This is a genomic window from Aeromonas sp. ASNIH8, from assembly GCF_002919855.1.
GTDB lineage: Bacteria > Pseudomonadota > Gammaproteobacteria > Enterobacterales > Aeromonadaceae > Aeromonas > Aeromonas caviae.
In genome coordinates this window covers 21,016-41,887 of record NZ_PQLN01000035.1, presented here as the reverse complement: position 1 = coordinate 41,887, position 20,872 = coordinate 21,016, and the positions used below count along the sequence as shown (strand labels likewise).

Genomic DNA, 20,872 nt, shown 5'->3' with positions numbered 1-20,872 from the left:
GCGAACCGGAATTGCCAGCTGGGGCGCCCTCTGGGAAGGCTGGGAAGCCCTGCAAAGTAAACTGGATGGCTTTCTTGCCGCCAAGGATTTGATGGCACAGGGGATCAAGATCTGATCAAGAGACAGGTTTGTGCCGCGGCATCACAGATAACCAGATCCGCAAGGCGGTACAGGCAGGCAAGACTGAATTCAGACAGTTGAAACAGTCGCTGGAAGTCGGTGCCCAATGTGGTAAATGTGTGCGCATGGCGATGGAGATCATCGCTACCGAAATCGACAAGATGAGGTCAGAGCAGGCACCGCTCTATTACGAAGTGGCGTAAAACCGCCGACTTCTCGTCTTCATCTCTCCTTCTGCCCTCCAGGGGACGACTTTCCCCATCACGTTATGGTCATGTTTCTGGACTAAGCTCTAGTGATCGTTGCCTAGGCTCGAACACGAGGAGTAATGTCGATGAAAGGAGATCCCAAAATCATTGCCCACCTCAACAAGGTGCTGGCCAATGAGCTGGTTGCCATCAACCAATACTTCCTGCATGCCCGCATCTATGATGACTGGGGCCTCAAAGGGCTGGGGCACAAGGAGTATCACGAATCCATCGATGAGATGAAACATGCCGACGAGCTGGTCAAGCGGGTGCTGTTTCTGGAAGGGCTGCCCAACTTGCAGGATCTGGGCAAGCTGCGCATCGGTGAGACGGTGGAAGAGATGCTGCGCTGTGACTTGTCTTTGGAGATGGACGCCATCCCCGACCTGAAAGTCGCCATCACCTATGCCGAGTCCGTGCAGGACTACGTCAGCCGCGACCTGTTTCAGGGGATCCTGGAAGATGAAGAGGAGCATGTGGACTGGCTGGAAACCCAGCTCGATCTCATCGCTCGTATCGGTCTGGAAAACTACCAGCAATCCCAGCTCCATGCCGAGTCATCCTGAATCGCGATGACATCAAGAGACAATCCCAACCCGCCCAGGCGGGTTTTTTCATGGCACCAGCGGCAGAGATCTTGCCCTACGATACGGTAGCCAACCTGGCTGCTGACAAGGCAGGCCAGAGGCTGCCAGGGTGGCAGGCGCCGGATTGAACCGCCTCCGGGATCACAGTTACGATGCATGGGGCAGCGGCAGGCGCCGCTTTCGATTAGGATACGACCCCATTCCCATCATTTTGCTACGGATGACCTCCATGGAACTGATTGCACGCGAGATGGCGCCCCACAAACGGGTTGCCCTGGTGGCTCACGACAACATGAAAGCCCCTCTGCTGAACTGGGTGCTGCGCCGCAAGGAGGAGCTCAAGCTCCACCATCTCTATGCGACCGGCACCACGGGCACCCTGCTCGGCAAGAAGGCGCAGCTGCCCATTACCTGCCTCTTCTCCGGCCCCATGGGAGGGGATCAACAGCTCGGCGCCCTCATCGCCGAAGGGAAGATAGACGTGATGATCTTCTTCTGGGATCCCCTCAATCCCGCCGCCCACGATCCTGACGTCAAGGCCCTGCTGCGCCTCGCGGCCGTCTGGAACATCCCGGTCGCCACCAACGAGGCGACGGCGGACTTCATCATGGACAGCCCGCACATGCAGCAGGCATTCAGCGTCCAGGTGCCCGACTACGCCGGCTACCTCAAGGCCAGAACCGAATAAGCAACGCCAGACAGCAAAGAGCCGGAACAGATGTCCGGCTCTTTTCTTTCATGGGGGGAAAGGTCAGCGCTGGAGGCTTTTCTGCGCGAATTTGGGCCTGGCATTCATGATCTGCTCCACCTGCTCGTCGCTCATCTTGCCCCGCGACAGCCCCAGAACCTTGTAGGTCAGCAGAGGGCGCGCTGGCAGGGCGATCATCAGGGCGCGGATCTGGTTCTCGTCCTCCTTCTCTCGCGTCGGCTTGCCGTAGGCGTAGGTGAGCACGCCGGCATCCATCAGGTTTTTGACGGCGGGTTCGGTGATCGGCAGGTTTATGACGCTTTTCCGTTGCAGTACGAACTCCCGCAGCACCGCCTTCTCGTTGAAGTCGAGGAAGCCAATCATCTGGGCCAGTTGATCCTGCTGGCGGCGGGACTGCCACTCGTCACAGGCCCACTCCCAGGCGATCAGGAAGCCCTGACTGCAGAAATAGGAGATGGCGATCAACATGCCGACCCCAAGCCAGGCCGCATGAGCCGTGGCCCACTGGCTCACGGCACCTTTCATCAATCCGGCCGGAAACAGCAGGATGATGCTGCAGCAAAGCAGCAGCCAGACCATCAGCCAGTTGAGGCGATTAAGCTGGTAAAAATGTTGGATCCACCGTTTCATCGTTCACCCTTCCCAAGTCAATGTGGACAGTAGCCAACTCGTAGCAATCGCTGTGCCAGCACAAGGATCCCCGTAAAAAGATCAGGATCCCGGACGGGAGAGTCGAGGGGGTTGTCACATCCTTTTACAACTTGTCGCGCGGATCATCTCCTGTTGGCCTTGCGACTCACCGAGCCACTTGGTAAAAAGCCCGCACTGTCACTGGGGAGTAGCAACCCGCCCGAAATCCGGGCAGGGCCCATGTCAACACTCTTGGATCCGCAGATCCATGGCATGGGCGGCGATAGCACCTATCGTCCTGCAAGACCTTTGGCCTCGATATGCACGCCAGCCGGGCGAGCCGTATCGGGTCCATCGGTTGTTCTGCTCGCCTGGCGGTTACTCATCATGCTGATAACCTTGCTGTTATTTCTGATCTCTGCCGTCACCATCTATCTGGCCTGCGGATACTTCGTCAACGGCATCGAATGGACCGGCCATCATTTCAAACTGTCCCAAAGCGCCACCGGTTCTCTGCTGGCCGCCCTCGGCACGGCCCTGCCCGAATGCATCGTCACCCTGACCGCCCTGCTGATGGGGGATGCCCCCGCCCAGCAGCAGATAGGCATAGGTGCGGCCCTCGGCGGTCCCCTGGTGCTCTCCACCCTTGGCTATGCTGCCGTCGGCGTGACCCTGCTGCTGTGCATGAGCCGGGAGCACAGAGCCATCAATGGCGAGGTGCAGCGGGAGATAGGCCGCGATCAGGCCTGGTTTGCCGGCATCTTCCTGTTGGCCGTGCTGCTTGGCATGGTGGCCTTCACCGGTAAAACCTGGCTGGCCCCCCTGTTCGTGCTGATGTACCTCCTCTATGTGCGACGTGAGCTGAAACAGACCGACAGCCACGATGCGGAATTGCCCTCCCCCCTCAAGCTGGATCCGCACGCCAGGATCCCGGCGCTCGGCAAGGTGCTGCTGCAAACCCTGGTGGCGCTCGGTGTGGTGGCGCTGGCGGCCCAGCTGTTCGTTCACCAGCTGGAGAACATGGGCGAGCTGTTCGGTCTCTCTCCGGTGCAGGCGGCCCTGCTGCTGAGCCCGGTGGCCACCGAAATGCCCGAGCTGATGAACGTGCTTATCTGGGTGCGGCAGGGCAAACACCGGCTGGCGCTGGCCAATATCTCCGGCGCCATGATGATCCAGGGCACCATTCCCAAGGCGTTCTGCCTGCTGTTCACTCCCTGGCTGCTGGACAGCACCATGATGGCCTCCTCCCTGGTGACGCTGCTGGCGGTCACGCTGCTGTGGTGGGGGTTCAGTCGGGAGCGGATGACGGCGGGCAGGCTCGCCCTGGTGGGACTGGTTTACCTGGGTTTCTGCGGCTGGCTGATGATGAGCTGAGGGCCGGCCTCTGCCTCTGGCGCAACAAGAAAGGGCAGGATCCCATCCTGCCCTTCATCTCACGGGGTAGTGTCAATCAGACCGAGCCGAGGTCTTAGAACTGCTGGAACCAGCGCTGGATCTGGGCCGGATCCTTGCTCTGGGTCAGGGCGAGCATCAGCAGCACCCGCGCCTTCTGCGGGTTGAGGGTCTCGGCGGCGACGAAGCCGTACTTGGCGTCATCGATCTCGGCATCCAGGGTGGTGGAACCGGTCGGCACGCGGGCGGAACGCACCACGCGAATGCCGTCCTTGCTCGCCTTGGCCAGGGTGTCGAACAGGGTGTGGTAGAGGTTGCCGTTGCCCACCCCGGCGCTGACGATGCCGTCAAACTTGGCATCCACCAGGGCCTTGGCCGGCAGGTCCGAGGCGTTGGCGTAGCTGTAGACGATGCCGACCTGGGGCAGCTTGTCGAGCTTGCTCACGTCGAACGGGGTCTTGCTGGTATGCAGACGGGCCGGGCTGCGCTGGTAGTCGATCTTGCCGTTGTGGATGTAGCCGAGCGGGCCGAAGTTGGGGGAGGCGAAGGTCTGCACTCCTGTGGTGTTGGTCTTGGTGACGTCGCGGGCATCCAGCACGGTGTCGTTCATCGCCACCATGACGCCACGTCCCTTTGAGGCGGGGTCGGAGGCGGTCACCACGGCGTTGTAGAGGTTCATCGGGCCGTCGGCGCTCATGGCGGTGGAGGGGCGCATGGCGCCCACCAGCACCACCGGCTTGTCGCTCTTGACGGTCAGATTGAGGAAGTAGGCGGTCTCCTCCATGGTGTCGGTGCCATGGGTGATGACGATGCCGTCCACGTCATCCCTGGCCAGCAGCGCGTTGACCCGCTTGGCGAGCGTGAGCCACACCTCGTCGTTCATGTCCTGGGAGCCGATCTTGACCACCTGCTCACCCTGCACGTCGGCCACGTTTTTCATCTCGGGCACGGCGGCGATCAGCGTCTCGATGGCCACCTTGCCGGCCTCGTAGTTGGACTGGGTGGCGGACTGGCCCGCCCCGGCGATGGTGCCGCCGGTGGCCAGAATGTGCACGCTGGGCAGCGCCATGGCCATGGGGGAGAGGGTCAGGCCGAGCACGGCGGCGATCAGGGTCTTGCGAATGGGAAGGGTCATGCTGCAATCCTTTTGGATGAGGGAATTGCAGCATTTTTATTCTTTTTAAACGGGATTTAAGTGATCACTCTCACCAATAAAAAGAAGTAAGCAGAATATTAGTCTGATTTATACCAATTAAGTGATAATTCACTCTACCTGAAAGCCTCTCGCCTCGATCAGGGCGATCAACTCGGCTTTGCTCAGCTCGCTCTCGATGACGGCCTGGCGGCTGGCAAAGTCGACCGTGGCGGTGCGGACTGCTGGCTGGGCCAGCAAGGCCTTTTGCAGGCTGGCAGCGCAACCGCCGCAGGACATGCCGGTAACGGTGAGTTCGATGGTCATGGGCTCTCTCCTCTGTCGATGTGACCTCAGCCTAAAGCTGCCGCCTCCGGCAAGGTCAAGGGTGAATGCCGATCCCGTCAACCCCGGGTCGTGCATCATGGCGGCGCCCCATCACCCCATCAGTCCCAGGTAGTTCATCAGGGCGGCCCCCAGGCTGGTGGTGACGAGCGAGCCCAGGGTGGTGGTGGCGATGATGTTGGCCGCGAGGGCACTGTCACCGCCCATGGCGCGGGTCATCACATAGCTGGCGGCGGCGGTGGGGGTTGAGCTGATGAGAAACAGGATGCCGAGGGCCTGCGGGCTGAAGCCGAGCGCCCAGGCCCCCAGCACCAGCAGCACGGGGATGCAGCACAACCGGTTGACCGTGGCCCAGCCGGTCAGCATGGCGCCGCCGCGCAGGGCCTTGAGGTTGAGGCTGGCGCCGGTGCACAGCAGGGCCAGCGGCAGGGTCATGTTGGCGAAATAGTTGCCCGTGGTGATGACCAGCTGGGGCAGTTCGATGCCGAGCAGACCGAAGGGCAGGGCCGCCAGAATGGCGATGATGAGGGGGTTTTTGACGATCCCCTTGAGTATGGGGGCGAGCCCCTTTCCGCCCCCCAGGCTGCGGGTCAGGGTGATCACAGCGAGCACGTTGTAGAGCACTGTGATGGAGCCCACCAGCAGGGCGGCGGCCCCTATCCCCTCCGGGCCGTAGGCGTTTTGCACATAGGCCAGCCCCATGATCCCCATGTTGCCGCGAAAGCTGCCCTGCACGAAGATGCCCCGCAATTTCTGCTCGCTGATGAAACGGGCCGCCAGCACCTCCAGCACCAGGAAACCGGCGAGGGTACCGAGCAGGCCATAGAGGATGAGCCAGGGGCTCGGCATGGTGGAAAAATCGGTACGCACCATGCTCAGGAACAAGAGAGCTGGCAGGGTGACCTGGAACACCAGACGGGAGGCGGACTCGACGAAGCTGTCGGGCAAGAGACCCAGCCGCTTGAGCCAGATGCCGAGTACCAGCACCAGACAGATGGGGCCCGTGATGGAGAGAGAGAAGTGCAGACTTGCCAACAGATACATGATGCGCGTCCTGTGCAACGGCGAAGAAAGTCGCCTGGGAAAGGGCATTCTAACGCCATGGGCTTGTATTCACAGGAGTTAATCACAACAATGTCTGCATCCCGATTGTCGCCCTCCCCTGTCACGGATCCCCCATGGAAAAGAAACTGACCATCCTCGATATCGCTCGCCTCAGCGGGGTCGGCAAGTCGACCGTCTCCCGGGTGCTCAATCAGGATCCCAAGGTCAATGCCCAGACCAGGGCCAGGGTCGAATCGGTGATCGCCCAGCACGGTTTCGTCCCGAGCAAATCGGCGCGGGCCATGCGCAGCCAGAGCCAGCAGGTGGTCGGCATCGTGGTGTCGCGCCTCGACTCCAGCTCCGAGAACCAGGCGGTGCGCGGCATGCTGGAGACCCTCTACCAGCGTGGCTACGACGCTGTGCTGATGGAGAGCAAGTTCTCCCCCGCCAAGGTGAGCGAGCACCTGGCGGTGCTGGAGCGGCGCGGGGTGGACGGCATCATCCTGTTTGCCTTCAACGATCTGGACTATGCCGCCATGGCGCCGCTCAGGGAGAAACTGGTGCTGATGGCCCGCGAGCGCCCCGGCTTCTCGTCGGTCTGCTTCGACGATGACGGGGCGGTGCGCGCCGTGCTTGCCCACCTCGGGGAGCGTGGCCTGACCGAGGTCGCCTATCTCGGGGTGGAACGCAGCGATCTCACCACCGGGTTGCGTCGGCATCAGGCTTACCTCGACTACTGTCGGGAACAGGGGCGCACGCCCCGCAGCGCCCTCGGGGATCTCGGTCTGCAAAGCGGCTATCGGCTCGCGGCCGAGCTGCTCACCCCCACCACTCAGGCCATGGTCTGTGCCAGCGACACCCTGGCCATCGGCGCCGCCAAATACCTGCAGGAGCAGGGTCGCACCGACATCCTGGTGAGCGGCCTTGGCAGCAATCCCATGCTGACTTTCCTCTTTGCCAACACCCTCAGCCTGGATTTCGGCTACAAGGATGCCGGTATACTGGCCGCCAGACAGCTGCTCGATCAGATTGAAGAGGGGCAGCCCCCCAGAGCGACCATCGCCCCCTGTCAGCCCCTGTAGTCTATCTTTTCCTCCATTCCCGGCGTTTTGCGCTTTTTGTGACCAGCGCCACGAATTGGGAACGTTCCCATTGCCGATGCCAGCCACTGGCTTCATGCTGATTGGGAACGATACCAATAAACGGGCGGTCCTTGGCCAGCCGGTAAAGACACGACCATTATTCATGGAGTCACAGAGGGAAGGCTCATGTCAAAAGTCAACACACAGCATCTGGCGCAGCTGATCGAGCGGATCGGCGGCAAAGAGAACATCACCACTGTCAGCCACTGCCTGACCCGGCTCAGGTTCGTGCTGGCCGATCCGGCCAAGGCCGACCCCAAGGCCATCGAGACCATCCCTTCGGTGAAGGGGAGCTTCACCCAGGGCGGCCAGTTCCAGGTGGTGATCGGCAACGAGGTGGATCAGTGGTACAAGGCGCTCACCCAGGAGATCGGCGTGAGCGGTGGCAGCAAGGAGGCCGCCAAGCAGGCCGCCCGCCACAACATGAACCCGTTGGAGCGCGGCATCTCCCACCTGGCCGAGATCTTCGTCCCCCTGCTGCCCGCCATCATCACCGGTGGTTTGATCCTGGGCTTTCGCAACGTCATCGGCGACATCAAGATGTTCGACGACGGCACCCACACCCTCATCGAGATCAGCCAGTTCTGGGCCCAGGTGCACGCCTTCCTCTGGCTGCTGGGTGAAGCCATCTTCCACTTCCTGCCGGTGGGTGTCTGCTGGTCTGCGGTGAAGAAGATGGGCGGCTCCGAGATCCTCGGCATCGTGCTGGGTATCACGCTGGTGTCGCCGCAACTGATGAACGCCTATGGCATCGGCCAGCAGACCCCGGAAGTGTGGGACTTCGGCCTCTTCGTCATCCAGAAGGTGGGGTATCAGGCCCAGGTCATTCCGGCCCTGCTGGCGGGTGTCTTCCTCGCCTGGGTGGAGACCAGCCTCAAGCGCATCATCCCGGCCTATCTCTACCTGGTGATTGTGCCCTTCATCTCCCTGCTGCTGGCGGTGATCGTGGCACACGCCCTGATCGGTCCGTTCGGCCGCTGGATTGGTGACGGCGTCGGCTTTGCCGCCAAGGCGGCCATGACGGGTTCGTTTGCCCCCATCGGCGCCGCCCTGTTCGGCTTCCTCTATGCGCCCCTGGTCATCACCGGCATCCACCACACCACCAACGCGGTGGACCTGCAACTGATGCAGAGCATGGGCGGCACCCCCATCTGGCCGCTGATCGCCCTCTCCAACATCGCCCAGGCGTCTGCGGTCGTCGGCATCATCCTGATCAGCCGCAAGGAGAACGAGCGGGAGATCTCGGTCCCGGCCGCCATCTCCGCCTATCTCGGGGTGACCGAGCCGGCCATGTACGGCATCAACCTCAAGTACAAGTTCCCCATGCTGTGCGCCATGGTGGGCTCAAGCTGTGCGGCTCTCATCTGCGGCTTCACCGGTGTGATGGCCAACGGCATCGGGGTGGGCGGCCTGCCGGGCATCCTCTCCATCCAGCCGCAATACTGGGGCATCTACGCCGTCGCCATGCTGGTGGCCATCGTGGTCCCCGCCCTGCTGACCCTGCTGGTCTACAAGCGCCAGCAGGCTGCCGGCAAGCTGGATCTGGCCACGGCCTGATCCACACAACCTCGGCGGAGCCCTGGCTCCGCCCTTTATCGTTGCCCTGTTCCAACTAATCCGGTTTCAACCAATGAGCGAACCAACCATGACACAGACACCCTGGTGGCAAAGCGCCGTGATTTACCAGATCTACCCCAAAAGCTTTCAGGATTCCGGCGCCCGTGGCACCGGTGATCTCAAGGGGATCATGGCCCGCCTCGACTATCTCAAGACGCTGGGGGTCGATGCCCTCTGGCTGACCCCGGTCTACGTCTCCCCCCAGGTGGACAACGGCTACGACATCGCCGATTACCTCAACATAGATCCCGCCTACGGCACCATGAGCGATTTCGAGGCCCTGCTGGGCGCCGCCCATGCGCGCGGCATCCGCATCGTGATGGATATCGTGGTGAATCACACCTCCACCGAGCACGCCTGGTTCAAGTCGGCGCTGGGGGACAAGCACAGCCCCTATCGCGACTACTACATCTGGAAAGATCCGGTGGACGGCGGCGTGCCCAACAACTGGCAATCCAAGTTTGGCGGCAGCGCCTGGGAGCTGGATCCGGCCACCGGCCAGTACTACCTGCACCTCTTTGCCCGCGAGCAGGCGGATCTCAACTGGGAGAACCCGGCCGTGCGCGCCGAGGTGAAGAAGATCATCCATTTCTGGGCGAAGAAAGGGGTCGACGGTTTCCGCCTCGACGTCATCAACCTCATCTCCAAGGATCAGGCATTCCCTGACGACGAGGTGGGGGATGGCCGCCGCTTCTACACCGACGGGCCGCGCATCCACGAATTTTTGCAGGATGTGAGCCGCGACGTCTTCGCCCCCGTGGGGGCCATGACGGTGGGCGAGATGTCTTCCACCAGCCTGGAACACTGCCAGCGCTATGGCGCGCTGGATGGTTCCGAGCTCTCCATGGTGTTCAACTTCCATCACCTCAAGGTGGATTACCCGGGCGGCGACAAGTGGACCAAGGCCCCGTTCGATTTCCTCGAACTCAAGCGCATCTTCAACCACTGGCAGAGCGGTATGCATGGCAAGGGGTGGTCGGCGCTGTTCTGGTGCAACCACGATCAGCCGCGCATCGCCTCCCGTTTCGGCGATGAGGGCGAGCATAGGGTGGTCGCCGCCAAAATGCTGGCCAGCACGCTGCACGGCCTGCAAGGCACCCCCTACATCTATCAGGGGGAGGAGATCGGCATGACCAACCCCGGCTATCAGCACATCGACGACTATCAGGATGTGGAGAGCCGCAACATCTTCGCCATCAAGCAGGCGGAAGGGATGAGCGAGGCCGAGATCCTCGCCATTCTCGGCGCCAAGTCCCGGGACAACTCGCGCACCCCGATGCAGTGGAGTGCCGCCCCCAACGCCGGTTTCACCAGCGGGACGCCCTGGCTCAAGCCAGCCGCCAACTACCCCGAGATCAACGCCGAGGCGGCGCTCGCCGACCAGCACTCGGTGTTCTGGCACTATCGGGATCTCATCGCCCTTCGCAAGGCGCACCCCATCTTCACTCAGGGGGATTATCAGGAGCTGCTGACCGGGCACCCGCAGATCTGGGCCTATGCCCGCCGCGCCCACGGTCAGACCCTGCTGGTGGTGAGCAACTTCTACGGCGAGCCGGTGGAGTTTGCCTTGCCTGCCGAGCTGCAAAGCGGGGAGGCGCGGCTGCTGCTTGGCAACTACCCGGATAGCCCGGCCCGCCCGCAATCCTGCAAGCTGCGCCCTTACGAATCCCTGATCTGGCTGATGGAGCAATGATGACTGACGCAACAACAGTGCAGCGGCCCGCCGTGCGTGGCCCCGAGTGGCAGAAGATGGTGGCGGGAGCGCCCTATGATGCAGGGGACCCCGAACTGCGGGCTGCGCGGGAGCAGTGCCGCGCCCTGCTGGGAGAACTGAACCGGGAGCGAACCGATGCCCCTGACTGGGATGAGCGCCTCACCCGCCTGCTGGGTGGCCGCGCAGAACGCTGTTTCATCACGCCCCCCTTCTTCTGCGACTATGGCGCCAACATCTTTGTCGGCGAGAATTTCTACGCCAATTTCAACTGCACCATCCTGGATGTGTGCGAGGTACACATAGGCGACAACGTGCTGCTGGCCCCCGGAGTGCAGATCTACACCGCTACCCACCCGGTGGCGGTAGCGCCGCGCATCAAGGGGGTGGAGTTCGGCAAACCGGTGCGTATCGGCAACAACGTCTGGATTGGGGGCAGCGTCGTCATCTGCCCGGGCGTCACCATAGGGGACAACAGCGTCATCGGGGCGGGGTCCGTTGTCACCAGAGACATTCCGGCAGGCGTAGTGGCGGTCGGCAATCCCTGCCGGGTCTTGCGCCCCATGACGGCAGAGGAGCTGGCGCCCGGGGAACCAGGCTGACACAGAGGGGGCAGGCCGTACCTGCCCCTGTTCCTTTCCCTGACGGCGCTCTGCCGGCAAGGCTTCGGCGCAACCCCCTCTTTACCCGGGCAGCAAGGCGCCGCAACGCTTGTGCTGTCCCATGGCCACCAGAGTCTTGAAACTGCGTACCTGATCCCTGGCATGGAGCACCCGACGGGTGAACTGCTCGTAACTTTGCATGTCCCTGGCGGCCACTTGCAGCACGAAGTCCTGCTCCCCCGTCACATACCAGAGATCCATCACCTCGGGTTCCCGCTGCAGGCTGGCGATCATCTCATCGACGATGCGGCCATGATCCCGCTCCAGGGTCACCAGCACCAGCATGGTGATGGGCCAGCCCATGGTGGACGGTGCCACCAGCGCCACTTCCCGCTCGATGAGACCGGACTCCCGCAAGGCGCGGACGCGGCGGTAGCAAGCTGGGGCGGAAAGACCGACCCTGTGGGCCAGCTCCGTCGTGGGCAGACGGGCATCCTGTTGCAGCTCGGCGAGGATGAGCAGATCAAATTTGTCGGTCATGGGGTTCATTAGATAAAAATTATCGCACAAGGCCAGTATTAGACCGGTTTTACCCAAGTCTCCAGATATATTTTACTGCCCATCGTCCTGCTCGGTATGAACACCATGCAACCCAATCCCAATGCCCTCTCCTCTCTTCTGGCCGTCCTGCTCGCCATGTTGTCGATCACCCTCGGCGCCTCCCTAGCCAAATCCCTGTTTCCCCTGCTCGGAGCCGCAGGCACGACCCTGTTCCGGCTGGGGTGCGCCGCCCTCCTTCTCTCCCTGGTGTTTCGCATCTGGCGTGCCCCCCTCGACCGACGCACCCTGCTGGGCGCCATCCCCTACGGCCTGTCGCTTGGGGCCATGAACCTGCTCTTCTATCTCGCCATCGCACGCATTCCCCTCGGCGTTGCCCTGGCCATCGAGTTCATCGGCCCCCTGACGGTGGCCCTGCTCTCCTCACGCCACCGGGCAGACTTCATCTGGCTGATACTGGCCATCGCCGGGCTGCTGCTGCTCTTGCCCCTGCGGGCAACACAGCAGGCCATCGATCCCCTGGGTGCAGCACTGGCTCTCGGGGCTGGCCTCTTCTGGGGGCTCTATATGCTCACCGGAAAGCGGGCAGGAGCCTTGCTGGGCTCACAGGCTCCGGCGCTGGGCATGTGGGTGGGCACCCTGCTGGTATTGCCCTTCGGGCTGGAGGGTGCGATCGAGGCGTCATTCACCGTCCCCGTGATCCTCACCATCATCGGGGTGGGGCTGCTCTCGAGCGCCATCCCCTACTCTCTCGAGATGTTTGCCCTGCGCCGCCTTCCCCTCAAGAGCTACGGCATTCTCACCAGCGGTGAACCGGCCATGGGAGCCTTGATGGGACTGGTATGGCTGGGCGAACAATTGCCCCCGTCCCAATGGCTCGGGATAACCGCCATCATCGCCGCCTCCATGGGCACCACCTGGCAGGCGGGTCGTCGACAAGCCGGCTCCGCCTGAACCAAAAAAATCGGGGCCGGCGATGACCGGCCCCGGGGATGGTACGAGCGCGTCAGGACGAGTAGTCGTAACAGCGTTTGAGCTCGCCGAAGTCATAGAAGAAGCTGCCCACAGCAATGGGGGCGCAACCTGCCTTGAAGGCGAGCTCCTTCTCGTTGTAAAGCATCTTCACCAGCACCCGGCCGGCCTCGTTGCGGTAGACATCCCACTGGATGTTGGCCGCATAGGGAGAGACCCAGCCGCCACGCCATTCGTTGTTTTCCTGGCTCATCAGCACGCCGGGCTGGGCGCTCTGGCGGCTCCCTTCCAGCTTCATCAGGGCCGCCAGCGGGATCAGGGTCTCCGCATGGGCGAAGCGCAGCTTGGCGACATGCTCACCCGCCTCTTCCACCACCTGGGTCTGAACCTCGTTGAAGAGGCCGTCAAGCAGGGGCTGGGCCACGGCGTAGGTGGCGCTCTGGCTGGCAAGACTCGGCCCCTTCTCGTAGAAGTCCTCGGCATCGGAAAGGTAGGAGAACCAGGCAGACTCCTCTGGCGTGATGAACTGCTCGAGATCCCAGGACCCGCCTTGTGCCTGCGCCTCCCGGATCATCCCCGGGCCGATGATGAAGAGGTTGTAGAGCATGAGGGCGGCGTCCACCTCGTCGCGCACATGGGTCTTGCCGCCGTCTTCCGGATTCACCGCCACGTAATCCACCCCGGCGGCCAGCTCGTCGACGAAGGCCTTGCTGTAGAGACGCTCGAGCATCTCGCGGGCCATCACCCGGGTCCTGGGCAGGGCCTTGAGCGCATCGAGGGCCTCGGTCAGCTCGGGAGCGGGAGCCACCCCGTTGTCTTCGTCCCCGACAAAGGCCTGATAGGCCTGGAAGGTGGGCAGATACCGGGTGTACTCCCCCTGCGGCTCGGTCTTGTGGAAGTAGAGCTCGAACTTGTTGCGCAGCCCCTTGTCGATCTCGGAAGGGTTCTCCTGGCTTACGTAACAGTCGGGGCTGTCTGTCACCAGAGAGACCCGTTTGGCCAGGCTCTGCATGAAGAAGTAGGCGCTTTCGTTGGCGCGATCCTTGCCCGATGTCTCGACCTTGAGGCAGAGGGGAGTCGATTCAGCGGTCAGCAGGATGGGCAGCCGTTCGGCGAGCCGGGTCGCCAGGTTGGCGTGCTCCTCCTTGCCGAGCGCACTCAGCAGGCCATAGCCGAGGGTCTGGTTGGCGGCCGTGACGGCGTCCACCTTGGCGCCGAGCCGTTGGCCCAGCTCGGTCAAGGCCCCCTGTCTCGCGGCCTCCTCCCACACCAGCTTGGTCAGCACGTCGTATTTGGGGCTGGACAGCGAGCGGGAGCCGTGGCGTGCCACCAGTTCGGTGAAGACGGGACTAAAGCCTTCAGGGGCAACCTCATAGCTGTTCATTGCCTGACGGGCGGCATAGACCGCCTTGGTGCTGTATTGATAGTCGCCGACGGCGGGCGAGGAGGAGTCATTGCCCGAATGGCAGCCGCTCAGCAGGGTGGCCGCCACGCAGGCGGCAAGGGAGGAAACGCGAAACATAGTCATCCTTGAACAAGTGTGAAAATGAAGCCGCACAGTACGCACCGGATGTGACAATCCGGTGTCAGGTCTGGGACATGCACCTCTCTCCGGAAGGGTGACCCCCCTCCAACCTGCCTGCTTCCTCCCCACAAAACATCATTCACATTTTTTGAACGTGTAGGCCAGTTTATCTCGCTAACAATGACCGGGTGAGGCGCTTAATATTCACACATCGCTTAGGCAGGAGCGCCAAGCCGCAAAACAACTGGTCGTTCATGGCAGTCCCCCATACACATGGGTGACAAACATCCGTGACAAAACAACACACCATTTGAATGACCTCTTGCAAGGATGCATTGATGCAGGCCTGTCAGGCCTTGCCAATGACATAAAAACCAAGAGAGTGAATGAACATGAAAAACGTGATCAAGATGCTGGCCGTTGCAGGCCTGATGAGCGCCGGTGTTGCCCAGGCTTCCGTCCCCGCCGACTTCAACGCCACCCCGGGTGTGCTGTTCGTGAACTGGCATGCCAGCGCCGCCATGGCCGGCAAGGCCAACCCCATGCTGGAGGTGCGCGATGAATCCGGTGATCTGGTGGCCTCCGTCCACGCCAACCTGATGGGTACCCAACAGGTACAGATCCCGAGCCGCGCCCAGGGCAACCTGACCGTCAGCCTCGGCGATCAGAGCAGCGATTACCGCATCCCGTTCGGCATCGGCAGCGGCAATCCCCGCTGATCAACGCAGACGACGTCCCTCCCGGGTCTGGCAAAGACACGCCGACCAGGTGAGAGATCAACGACAAGGGCGCCATCAAGGCGCCCTTGTCGTCGTTGCCGTCGGCATACACGGCTACTGGGTGAAGACGGGACCGAAGCCGGATCCCCACAGGATGGCCGTGGCAGCCAGCACGCAGACCAGCAGCACCAAACCGACCGTCACCACTGAGCTGGCGTAGATGAATCCCTGCTCCTTGGTGATGTGCATCAGGATGGGCACGCCGATATAGAGCAGGTAGACGGAATAGGTCAGCCCGACCAAACCGATGAGCATCACGAACCAGAGATGCGGGAAGAAAGCGGAGAAGCCCACCATGAAGAGTGGCGTGGAGGTGTAGGCCGCCAGCTCCAGCGAGGTCGTGTAGCTGGGATCCGAGCCGAAGGTATGCCCCATCCAGTGCACCAGATAGGAGAGTGCCAGCACGCCGATGATGAGGGTCACGTACATGGCGACCGACAGCTTGAATGCACTGTTGGCGGTCAGGGTGATGGGATCGCCGACCCCGATGCTCCAGCCGATGTGAACGGCGGAATAGTAGGCGCAGATGGGAGGGATAAGGGCCACGAGCAGGATGTGGGTCAGACTGTTTCTGAAGCTGTCGTGCCGCTCGTCTATGGTATGCCATTCGGTGTGGGGATGGGCATACAATCCCCATAAGTGATTCAATATCATAGCGTTATTCCTTCTCTACATCGGTGGTTGGCGGATCGATACCGGGCTTTCTCCTCTGATTGCGTCATGTCCGGGCGCTGGTGGCGCCATCGCTTGTCATGGCATGCGATGACTTTAAATAAAGTCGCTCCACCGCCGCTGCGTCAAGCAAGGTCGCCGGGACAGCCGGGAGGGATGGGAAGACAGCAGGAGGGCACCGGAGGCGGGCACTGATGGCACCCGCCGTCGGCGCTCCCGTCAATACTGCTTGGTTTTAGAGGCAAAACCCGCGAGGAAGAGACCGGTCAGGAACATGCCGCAGAAGGCTTCGATGGCCGACAGCAGTTGCAGCGGCGAGGAGGTCTGGGAGATGTCCCCATAACCCAGGGTCACGAAGGTGACGATGCTGAAATAGAGGGAGCGCCCCAGATGGCCGTGGGTTGCAGACTCCGGTGCCAGGAAATAGGTCAGGGTCGCCAGCAGGATCACCCCCATCGACATCAGCAGGCTTCTGATGGGACGCTCCCCAAACCCCCAGGTGATGAAGCTGATGAACTTGCCCGCGTACTTGAGATAGCACAACAGGGAGAGCCAGCACTTCGTCATCGGACCGCTGCGCAACCAGCGCTCCCGGAACAGCTCCCGCGGGCTCGCCAGGGACTTCATCTCGTGCAGCTTCTCCTTGTAGTAGCACTCGCCGGCGTCGACGGTGTCACCCACGCTGGAGAAGAGACGCTTGGCATTGCGATAGAGTTTGCTCGCCTCGTTGTGGTCGATCCGCCCATTGTCGTTGTAGACCACCTCCACCTTGTCCAGGTTGGTGTGCTCCATGGTGGCATCGAAGTTCTTGGCGCTGACGCTGAAGTTTTTCAGCACCGCCCGGGAGGAGTGGAAGCGGATCTCCTCGCACTCTATGGTGAAGTCCTGAAAGACCCCGTCCTCCAGCGCCAGCTCCCGCTTCTTGGCCCAGGCCCTGTGGTCCCACAGCAGGGAGTCGAACAGATCGAGCCCGATCACCCCGCCATTGACCCTGACCCCCTTGGCCGAGCAGTGCCACAGATAAACCTTGGAGTTGTTGACGGCCCCATCGAGAGAGAGCTCGTCGAGACAGGTAAAATCGAGCAACCGGCCGGAGATGATGGGGCTTTTGAGGGTAACACCGCCGATGTTGAGCAAACGATGCTTGCCCAGCACCTGGGCCTCCCCCTTGTTGTTCTCCGAGACCGAAAGCAGGCTTTGCACCCGTTTCACCTCGTCATTGCCATGTTTTCCCGCCAGCCACATGCTGTAAGGCTCGAAACGGGTCTCCGAGCGGATGAGGCCGCTCTTGCGCAGGGATTCCAGTGCACTCGAGGCGCTCTCATACAGGCGGACCTTGTCGTCGCTCATGTAGACACAAAGGCTCAGCACGCAGCGGGAGCTGATGAAGCGGGCGATGCCGATCTGGAAGATCACGCTTTTTTCTATCTTCTGCTCCGCCATCCAGTCGTCGAAATGGGGCAGCGACGCCACCAGCAGCGCCCAGATACGGGGATAATCGTTCTCACGCCGTCACTCGTTGAATTGCTCGGGGGAAAGCAGCCAAAGCTCTGTTGCATTCATAGATGACCTCAGTAATGGAGTTGTTCTCGTCGGTGATTCTCTGTCAAGTGCAACCAATAGAAGCGAGCTTACAACAGCAACGAATGGCCCCTAAGAATCAGGAGAAAAAAAGTTAACCATTTGAAAAAAATGCATAAATGCTTTCTCACACACCAAAAAATGAACGCTCAGAGATAAAAAAAACTCCCGACCGGGAGCTTTTTCTATGGGCAGTACGCGATGGCGTTACGCCTCCAGGCTGATGCCGATGTTGGAGACGCCGTCCTGGGCCGCGAAGGCGCGGATGGCAAGGATGCGATCGCTGTCCCGTTCATGGGCCACCCGTTTGAGCAGTTCGACCTGGAACTCCAGCTCGGCCTCCATGTACTCGTGCTCATAGAGCTCCTCATCGCTGAGATCCCGCTCTTCCAGCATCTCTATGAAGCCGGCGACCGTGCCGACAGACGCATGGCTGGCGTCGTTGGCCTCTTCCCCCACCCGGCAGATCACCGAGTTGTAGGCACAACCCAGCGCCACGCAGGCGTCCAGTGCCGGATAGGCGCCGTAGGATTCAAACTTGCGGGGATCGGGAATGTAGACTTCAAACGCTTCCAGAATGGCACCAAGATTGACGCGGGATCCCTTGACCGTCAGGTAGTTCCACATCTGATCCAGCGCGTGACGGAATGCCCTCGCATCCCCGAAACCGGAGGCCTGGGTAAAGAGCACATAGTTGGGGTACATGCGCTCTGCCAGCGCCAGGGTATAGACGGTTTGCTGCCAGGGCTGCAGCTCGGCCAGTCGCTTATAAAACTTGTCACCAAACACTGGAGTCGGATCCTTTGCAAAATGTGGGGCAGATTGTAGCCCACGAGGGCCCCGTCTAAAAATGAAAAAGCGCCCTGCTCGACTATCTTGCCCGATCAACTGGGGTAAGATGGAGACAGCATCCCTCTCGCCTTGCCATAAACACGATAAGGAACAAGAGTATGAGCCAACGTACCCTGCTGCTGTTGAGTCAGGACAACAGCCACTATGAACGCCTGCTCAAGGCGGCCCATCTTCCCCATCTGCACATTCTTCGGGCCGACAATCAGGCCGAGGCCGAACAGCTTATCGGTGACGCTCATATCCTGATGGCCGAGCCTGCCCGGGCCAAGCCGCTGCTGGCCAAGGCCGGCAAGCTCAGCTGGCTCCAGTCCACTTATGCCGGGGTCGACGTGCTGCTGGACGCCAGTTGCCGCCGCGACTACCTGCTCACCAATGTCCGCGGCATCTTCGGCCCCTTGATGAGCGAGTATGTGTTCGGCCATCTGCTCAGCCTGACCCGCCAGTTGCCACTCTATCGCGAGCAGCAGCAACAGGGCGTCTGGCAGAGCCATCCCTATCAGGGCTTGAAGGGAAAGACGCTGCTGCTGCTCGGCACCGGCAGCATAGGGCAGCATATCGCCCACACCGGCAAACATTTTGGCATGAGGGTGCTCGGCATCAGCCACAGTGGCCGTGAGCGTGCCGGGTTCGATCAGGTGTACCAATTGCCGGCACTCAACAAGATGCTGGCCCAGGCCGATGTCATCGTCAGCGTGCTGCCCGCCACCCGCGAGACACGCCATCTCTTCACCGCCGAACGCTTCGGCCACTGCAAACCGGGCGCCATCTTCTTCAACGTCGGCAGGGGCAATGCCGTCCATGAGGGGGATCTGCTGGCGGCACTGCAAGCCGGCAAGCCCGCCATGGCGGTGCTCGATGTGTTCGAGCAGGAACCCCTGCCCGCTGACAGCCCGCTCTGGCACCAGCCCAATCTCATCGTGACGCCCCACAACAGCGCCTACAGCTTCCCGGAAGATGTGGCCCAGATCTTCATCCGCAACTACATCCGCTTCATCGATGGTCAGCAGCTGGACGGCAGGATCGACTTTGACAAGGGTTATTGAAGCCGTTCTGCAATGAAAAGGCCCCGCCAGTTTGCGGGGCCTTTTTCGTCAGGAGGGAGCCGTTCAGCCCGCCTCCATCTCTTTGCGGTAGCTCTTCACCTTGGCGAGGAACTGACGCTTGTCCTTACCGGAGAGCGGCTCCGCCATCGGCAGCTTGATCTTCATGGGATCCACCGGGCGGTTGTTGATGCGCACCTCGTAGTGCAGGTGAGCACCGGTGGAGCGGCCCGTGTTGCCGGAGAGGGCAATCTTGTCACCCATCTTCACCTTCTGACCCGGCTTGACCAGCAGCTTGCTCAGGTGCAGATAACGGGTCATCAGGGTACGGCCGTGCTTGATCACAACATAGGTGCCTGCCAGCGGGTGGCTGGTTGCCTTGAGGACCACACCATCACCGGTCGCCATGATGGGCGTGCCTACCGGCAGGGCAAAGTCGGTCCCCTCATGGGGCCGGACCTGCCCGGTAATGGGATGACGGCGATTCGGGTTGAAACTGGAGCTGACCCGGTAACGGCTGTGAGTCGGATAACGGCGGAAGCCGCGCTCCAGGCTGTTTGCCTGACCGTCATAATAGTTGCCATCTTCCGACAACCAGGCTGACACGGCCTTGCCCTGGCTGAACACCTCGACCCCCAGCAACTGGGTATTGCCCGTACTCTTACCGTCGACCGTCTCCTGACGGACCAGCACCTTGAACTTGTCACCTTTTTTCAAATCCTTGGCGAAGTTGAGGCGCCACTGGAACAGGTTGGCAATCTTCTGGATGTGGTTGGCCGGGATACCGGCATTGCGGGCGCTGACGTAGAAGCTGCCGTTGATGACACCGTCATAGCTCTTCTGCTGCCACTCTACCTCTTCATTGAGCATGTTGGCGCTATAGGTGTCGTCGGTACGCTCCAGCACCAGGGTCTGCTTGATGTTCAGGCGGATCTTCAACTGCTGCAGAATGTTGTCCTGATCGATCAGCAACTCGATGGTCTGACCGGGTTTGAGACGCGCCAGGTTGTTCTTGGCATCCGCATCCAGCACCTTGTAGAGGGTGGTGGTGGACAGCCCCAGGTTGTTGAAGATGGTGGTCAGGTTCTCGCCATTGCGAACCCGGTAATCTTGCCATTGAGGCGTGGCATCCGCCGGGATGTCGTCTTCGGGAGCGGCTGACTCGACCAGCTCGTGATCCGGAATGTCGTTGAAGTCGGTGTTGTCTTCGTTGGTTGCGGTGCCCGTGGTGGCGATCGGCAACTCCAGACGCAGTGGCCGCTCCAGGATGTCACCGGGAGCTGGCAATACGGCTACCGCTGACAGCGTCATGGCCGTGAGCAATAGCATGGCATAGAAATGCTTGCGGGGAACCGGGGGTTCCCAATTGGCAGCCTGGGCTACCAAGGGACGGAGACGTTTCATCCGCTATCCTGTTATTAGATCTAAGGGTGGTGGTTGTGGGTCTGTTTTTATGAGTTTTTATTATGAAAACCGAATATCTGGCTTTTAGACCTAAATACTTACAAAAAGTTCATAGCTCCATGCACGAAACTCACATTTTATGCATAACCTTCCAGCATGGGCAGAAATGATCGTCATTTTCAGCCATTTTTTTCTATTTTTAAGAATCAA

General features: G+C 61.1%; 20 protein-coding genes, 1 pseudogene and 1 riboswitch. Of the genes and pseudogenes, 11 read left to right on the top strand and 10 right to left on the bottom strand.

What is annotated here, in order from left to right; genetic code table 11:
- Positions 1 to 128: 128 nt before the first annotated feature.
- The 3 genes from C3418_RS11230 (at position 129) to C3418_RS11220 (ending at position 1,643) form a co-directional block, all read left to right on the top strand.
- Positions 129 to 323: a (2Fe-2S)-binding protein gene (locus C3418_RS11230; RefSeq protein ID WP_103858518.1), complete on the top strand. Its 195-nt coding sequence runs from the start codon at positions 129 to 131 to the stop codon at positions 321 to 323.
- 131 nt (positions 324 to 454) lie between these two features.
- Complete coding sequence (gene bfr / locus C3418_RS11225) at positions 455 to 934, top strand: bacterioferritin (protein WP_103858517.1); 480 nt, start codon at positions 455 to 457, stop codon at positions 932 to 934.
- Between the two features lie 250 nt (positions 935 to 1,184).
- Entirely contained in the window at positions 1,185 to 1,643 is a 459-nt protein-coding gene (locus C3418_RS11220) for a methylglyoxal synthase (protein ID WP_041211864.1), read from the top strand.
- A 63-nt stretch (positions 1,644 to 1,706) separates the two neighbouring features.
- Here C3418_RS11220 and C3418_RS11215 read toward each other — a convergent pair whose 3' ends face one another.
- Positions 1,707 to 2,294 (bottom strand): superinfection exclusion B family protein, encoded by a 588-nt coding sequence (locus C3418_RS11215; protein WP_010675780.1) that lies wholly within the window; start codon positions 2,292 to 2,294, stop codon positions 1,707 to 1,709.
- Positions 2,295 to 2,485: 191 nt separating this feature from the next.
- A riboswitch (yybP-ykoY riboswitch) is annotated at positions 2,486 to 2,592 on the top strand.
- Positions 2,593 to 2,681: 89 nt separating this feature from the next.
- Here C3418_RS11215 and C3418_RS11210 point away from each other — a divergent pair.
- A complete protein-coding gene (locus C3418_RS11210) occupies positions 2,682 to 3,668 on the top strand; it encodes a sodium:calcium antiporter (protein ID WP_244053665.1) in 987 nt (328 codons plus the stop codon).
- 94 nt (positions 3,669 to 3,762) lie between these two features.
- On the opposite strand, the gene ansB is transcribed toward C3418_RS11210, so the two are convergent.
- From ansB to C3418_RS11195, 3 genes are all read right to left on the bottom strand, one after another.
- Positions 3,763 to 4,821 carry an L-asparaginase 2 gene (gene ansB, locus C3418_RS11205; RefSeq protein ID WP_010675782.1) on the bottom strand — a complete coding sequence of 353 codons (1,059 nt, stop codon included), beginning with the start codon at positions 4,819 to 4,821 and terminating at the stop codon, positions 3,763 to 3,765.
- A gap of 129 nt (positions 4,822 to 4,950) precedes the next feature.
- A complete protein-coding gene (locus C3418_RS11200; protein WP_042015137.1) occupies positions 4,951 to 5,145 on the bottom strand; it encodes a heavy-metal-associated domain-containing protein in 195 nt (64 codons plus the stop codon).
- Positions 5,146 to 5,256: 111 nt separating this feature from the next.
- Positions 5,257 to 6,207 carry an AEC family transporter gene (locus C3418_RS11195; RefSeq protein WP_103858515.1) on the bottom strand — a complete coding sequence of 317 codons (951 nt, stop codon included), beginning with the start codon at positions 6,205 to 6,207 and terminating at the stop codon, positions 5,257 to 5,259.
- Between the two features lie 134 nt (positions 6,208 to 6,341).
- On the opposite strand from C3418_RS11195, the gene treR reads away from it, so the two are divergent.
- The 4 genes from treR (at position 6,342) to C3418_RS11175 (ending at position 11,279) form a co-directional block, all read left to right on the top strand.
- A complete protein-coding gene (treR, locus tag C3418_RS11190; protein ID WP_041211765.1) occupies positions 6,342 to 7,289 on the top strand; it encodes a trehalose operon repressor TreR in 948 nt (315 codons plus the stop codon).
- 186 nt (positions 7,290 to 7,475) lie between these two features.
- A complete protein-coding gene (gene treB, locus C3418_RS11185) occupies positions 7,476 to 8,906 on the top strand; it encodes a PTS trehalose transporter subunit IIBC (protein ID WP_103858514.1) in 1,431 nt (476 codons plus the stop codon).
- Between the two features lie 88 nt (positions 8,907 to 8,994).
- Positions 8,995 to 10,659, top strand: coding sequence for an alpha,alpha-phosphotrehalase (treC, locus tag C3418_RS11180; RefSeq protein WP_103858513.1), 1,665 nt, complete (start codon positions 8,995 to 8,997; stop codon positions 10,657 to 10,659).
- Positions 10,659 to 11,279 (top strand): sugar O-acetyltransferase, encoded by a 621-nt coding sequence (locus C3418_RS11175; RefSeq protein WP_043152895.1) that lies wholly within the window; start codon positions 10,659 to 10,661, stop codon positions 11,277 to 11,279. The genes treC and C3418_RS11175 overlap by 1 nt, the downstream gene beginning before the upstream one ends.
- 81 nt (positions 11,280 to 11,360) lie before the next feature.
- On the opposite strand, the gene C3418_RS11170 is transcribed toward C3418_RS11175, so the two are convergent.
- The gene (locus tag C3418_RS11170; RefSeq protein WP_103858512.1) at positions 11,361 to 11,819 is read right to left on the bottom strand and encodes an Lrp/AsnC family transcriptional regulator; all 459 of its coding nucleotides are present in this window, start codon (positions 11,817 to 11,819) and stop codon (positions 11,361 to 11,363) included.
- A 96-nt stretch (positions 11,820 to 11,915) separates the two neighbouring features.
- Here C3418_RS11170 and C3418_RS11165 point away from each other — a divergent pair, with 96 nt between their 5' ends.
- Positions 11,916 to 12,791, top strand: a complete 876-nt coding sequence (locus C3418_RS11165; RefSeq protein WP_103858511.1) for a DMT family transporter — start codon at positions 11,916 to 11,918, stop codon at positions 12,789 to 12,791.
- A 52-nt stretch (positions 12,792 to 12,843) separates the two neighbouring features.
- On the opposite strand, the gene C3418_RS11160 is transcribed toward C3418_RS11165, so the two are convergent.
- Complete coding sequence (locus tag C3418_RS11160) at positions 12,844 to 14,337, bottom strand: histidine-type phosphatase (protein WP_103858510.1); 1,494 nt, start codon at positions 14,335 to 14,337, stop codon at positions 12,844 to 12,846.
- A gap of 383 nt (positions 14,338 to 14,720) precedes the next feature.
- Here C3418_RS11160 and C3418_RS11155 point away from each other — a divergent pair, with 383 nt between their 5' ends.
- Complete coding sequence (locus C3418_RS11155) at positions 14,721 to 15,053, top strand: hypothetical protein (protein ID WP_039039727.1); 333 nt, start codon at positions 14,721 to 14,723, stop codon at positions 15,051 to 15,053.
- A 114-nt stretch (positions 15,054 to 15,167) separates the two neighbouring features.
- Here the strand turns inward: C3418_RS11155 and C3418_RS11150 are convergent, their stop codons facing one another.
- From C3418_RS11150 to C3418_RS11140, 3 genes and pseudogenes are all read right to left on the bottom strand, one after another.
- Positions 15,168 to 15,767, bottom strand: a complete 600-nt coding sequence (locus C3418_RS11150) for a Yip1 family protein (protein WP_029314835.1) — start codon at positions 15,765 to 15,767, stop codon at positions 15,168 to 15,170.
- A gap of 237 nt (positions 15,768 to 16,004) precedes the next feature.
- Positions 16,005 to 17,348 (bottom strand): annotated as a pseudogene (locus C3418_RS11145) (potassium channel family protein).
- Positions 17,349 to 17,573: 225 nt separating this feature from the next.
- Complete coding sequence (locus C3418_RS11140) at positions 17,574 to 18,155, bottom strand: YjaG family protein (RefSeq protein ID WP_042864483.1); 582 nt, start codon at positions 18,153 to 18,155, stop codon at positions 17,574 to 17,576.
- Between the two features lie 161 nt (positions 18,156 to 18,316).
- Between C3418_RS11140 and C3418_RS11135 the strand changes: the two genes are divergently transcribed.
- Positions 18,317 to 19,261: a D-2-hydroxyacid dehydrogenase gene (locus C3418_RS11135; RefSeq protein WP_043152907.1), complete on the top strand. Its 945-nt coding sequence runs from the start codon at positions 18,317 to 18,319 to the stop codon at positions 19,259 to 19,261.
- A 63-nt stretch (positions 19,262 to 19,324) separates the two neighbouring features.
- Here the strand turns inward: C3418_RS11135 and mepM are convergent, their stop codons facing one another.
- Positions 19,325 to 20,662, bottom strand: a complete 1,338-nt coding sequence (mepM, locus tag C3418_RS11130) for a murein DD-endopeptidase MepM (protein WP_041212320.1) — start codon at positions 20,660 to 20,662, stop codon at positions 19,325 to 19,327.
- Positions 20,663 to 20,872: the final 210 nt, after the last annotated feature.

What these genes read in the sequence shown, in the direction of transcription:
- bfr (WP_103858517.1), top strand. Translation starts at nt 455, where the DNA reads ATGAAAGGAGATCCCAAAATCATTGCCCACCTCAACAAGGTGCTGGCC.
- C3418_RS11220 (WP_041211864.1), top strand. Translation starts at nt 1,185, where the DNA reads ATGGAACTGATTGCACGCGAGATGGCGCCCCACAAACGGGTTGCCCTG.
- C3418_RS11215 (WP_010675780.1), bottom strand. Translation starts at nt 2,294, where the DNA reads ATGAAACGGTGGATCCAACATTTTTACCAGCTTAATCGCCTCAACTGG.
- C3418_RS11210 (WP_244053665.1), top strand. Translation starts at nt 2,682, where the DNA reads ATGCTGATAACCTTGCTGTTATTTCTGATCTCTGCCGTCACCATCTAT.
- ansB (WP_010675782.1), bottom strand. Translation starts at nt 4,821, where the DNA reads ATGACCCTTCCCATTCGCAAGACCCTGATCGCCGCCGTGCTCGGCCTG.
- C3418_RS11200 (WP_042015137.1), bottom strand. Translation starts at nt 5,145, where the DNA reads ATGACCATCGAACTCACCGTTACCGGCATGTCCTGCGGCGGTTGCGCT.
- C3418_RS11195 (WP_103858515.1), bottom strand. Translation starts at nt 6,207, where the DNA reads ATGTATCTGTTGGCAAGTCTGCACTTCTCTCTCTCCATCACGGGCCCC.
- treR (WP_041211765.1), top strand. Translation starts at nt 6,342, where the DNA reads ATGGAAAAGAAACTGACCATCCTCGATATCGCTCGCCTCAGCGGGGTC.
- treB (WP_103858514.1), top strand. Translation starts at nt 7,476, where the DNA reads ATGTCAAAAGTCAACACACAGCATCTGGCGCAGCTGATCGAGCGGATC.
- treC (WP_103858513.1), top strand. Translation starts at nt 8,995, where the DNA reads ATGACACAGACACCCTGGTGGCAAAGCGCCGTGATTTACCAGATCTAC.
- C3418_RS11175 (WP_043152895.1), top strand. Translation starts at nt 10,659, where the DNA reads ATGACTGACGCAACAACAGTGCAGCGGCCCGCCGTGCGTGGCCCCGAG.
- C3418_RS11170 (WP_103858512.1), bottom strand. Translation starts at nt 11,819, where the DNA reads ATGACCGACAAATTTGATCTGCTCATCCTCGCCGAGCTGCAACAGGAT.
- C3418_RS11165 (WP_103858511.1), top strand. Translation starts at nt 11,916, where the DNA reads ATGAACACCATGCAACCCAATCCCAATGCCCTCTCCTCTCTTCTGGCC.
- C3418_RS11160 (WP_103858510.1), bottom strand. Translation starts at nt 14,337, where the DNA reads ATGACTATGTTTCGCGTTTCCTCCCTTGCCGCCTGCGTGGCGGCCACC.
- C3418_RS11155 (WP_039039727.1), top strand. Translation starts at nt 14,721, where the DNA reads ATGAACATGAAAAACGTGATCAAGATGCTGGCCGTTGCAGGCCTGATG.
- C3418_RS11150 (WP_029314835.1), bottom strand. Translation starts at nt 15,767, where the DNA reads ATGATATTGAATCACTTATGGGGATTGTATGCCCATCCCCACACCGAA.
- C3418_RS11135 (WP_043152907.1), top strand. Translation starts at nt 18,317, where the DNA reads ATGAGCCAACGTACCCTGCTGCTGTTGAGTCAGGACAACAGCCACTAT.
- mepM (WP_041212320.1), bottom strand. Translation starts at nt 20,662, where the DNA reads ATGAAACGTCTCCGTCCCTTGGTAGCCCAGGCTGCCAATTGGGAACCC.